Consider the following 1,563-nt stretch of genomic DNA (forward strand, 5'->3'; position numbering starts at 1 on the left):
TTCTCTTCCCTTTTCTCTTTCCCCCCTTTCTTTTTCTTCTCTTTCCCCTCCCCCCTCTCCTCCTTCTTTTCCCCCTCTCTTCTTTTTTCTCCTCCCCCTTTTTCCCTCTTTTTTTCCCCTTTTTCTTTCTCTTCTTTCTTTTTTTTTCCTCTCTTTTCCCCTTTTCCTCCTTTCCTTCTTCCCCTTCCTTTTCCCTTTTTTTTTTCCTTCCTCTCTTCCTCCCTTTTTTTTCCTCCTTTTCTCTCCTTCTCCTTTCTTCCTCCCTCCCTCTTTCCCCTTCCTCCTCCCCCTCCTCCTTCCCCTCTTCCTTTTCCTCTCTTCCCTCTCTCTCCCTTTCCTTTCCCTCTTCCTCCCCTCCCCTTCTTTCTTTCCCCCCCTTCCTCCCCCCCTCTCTCCCCTCTTTTTTCCCCTCTCTCCTCTCCCTCTCCCTTTCCTTCCTCCTTTCCCTCCCTTTTCTCTCCCTTTTCCCCCTTTTCCTCCTTTTTTTCTTCTTCCTCCTCCTCCTCTTTCTTCTCCTTCTCTTCTCTCCCCTCTCTTCCCCTCTTTTCCTCCTCCTTTCCTTCCTTTTCTCCCCCCCCTTCCCTCCCCTCTCCCCTTCCTCTCCCCCCTTCTCCTCCTTCCTCTCCTTTTCCCTTTCTTCCTTCCCTCCTTTTCTTCTCTTCCCCCCTCCCTTTTCTTTTCTTTCTCCTCCTCTCTCTCCTCCTCCTTCTTTCTTTCCCCCTCTTTTTTTTCCCCTCTTTCTTCCCCCCTCTTTTCTCTCTCTTCCCCTTTTTTTTTCCCCCCCCTTCTCCTCCTCCCTTTCCCCTTTCTCTTTTTCTTTTTTTCCTCTTTCCCTTTTTTTCCCTCTTTCCCCTTTTTTCCCCTCCTCCTTTTCTCCCTCCTTTTTTTCTTTTCCTTTTTTTTCCCTCTCTTTTTCTCGCTTTCCCTCTTCCCCCCCCTTCTTCTTCTTCCTTTTCCTTCCTTCTTTTTCTTTCTCCCCTGTCTCTTTTTTTTCCTCTCGTTCTATTCCCTCTGCTCCTTCCTGTTTTTTTTTTCTTCCTCTTTTCTTTCTCCCCCTTCTCTTCTCCTTCCTTCCTTCTTTTCCCCCTCCTCTTTTCTTCCTTCCTTCTCCCTCTTCTTCTTTTTCTCCTTCTTCTTCCTCCCCCCCCCTTTTCTTTCTCCCCTTCTCTCTTCTCCCCTCTTCCCCCTCCCCTCCCCTCCCCTTCCTCTCCCCCTTTTCTCCCCCCTCTCTTCCTCTCTTCCCCCTCCCTCTCCCCCCCCTCCTCCCCCTTCCTCTCTCCCCCCCCTCCCCCCCCCTTCCCTCTCCCTCCTCCCCTCCCTCTCCCCTCTTCCTTTCTCCCCTCTTCTCTTTCCTCTTCCCCCCCCCTCCCCTCCTTTTCCCCCTTCTTCCTTTTTTTTTCCCTCCTCCCCCCCTCCCCCCTCTTCTCTTCTTTCTCTCTTTTCTTTTCCTCCCCCCTTCTCTTTCTCTTCTTCTTCCTTCCCCTCCCCCCTTCTTCCCTCCTTCTCCTCTCCCTCCCCCCCCCCCCCTTTCTTCCCTCTTTCCTTCCTCTCCTCTTTTTTTTT

Annotated in this window: 1 protein-coding gene; it reads right to left on the reverse strand. The window is 51.2% G+C overall.

Annotation, left to right across the window (positions count from 1 at the left end):
• Positions 1–1,563 (reverse strand): hypothetical protein (locus tag A6F49_RS18995; RefSeq protein WP_201120365.1); only part of this gene is annotated, 1,563 nt, incomplete at both ends.

Origin of the sequence: Enteractinococcus helveticum (assembly GCF_001657475.1) — a bacterium.
Lineage (GTDB): Bacteria > Actinomycetota > Actinomycetes > Actinomycetales > Micrococcaceae > Yaniella > Yaniella helvetica.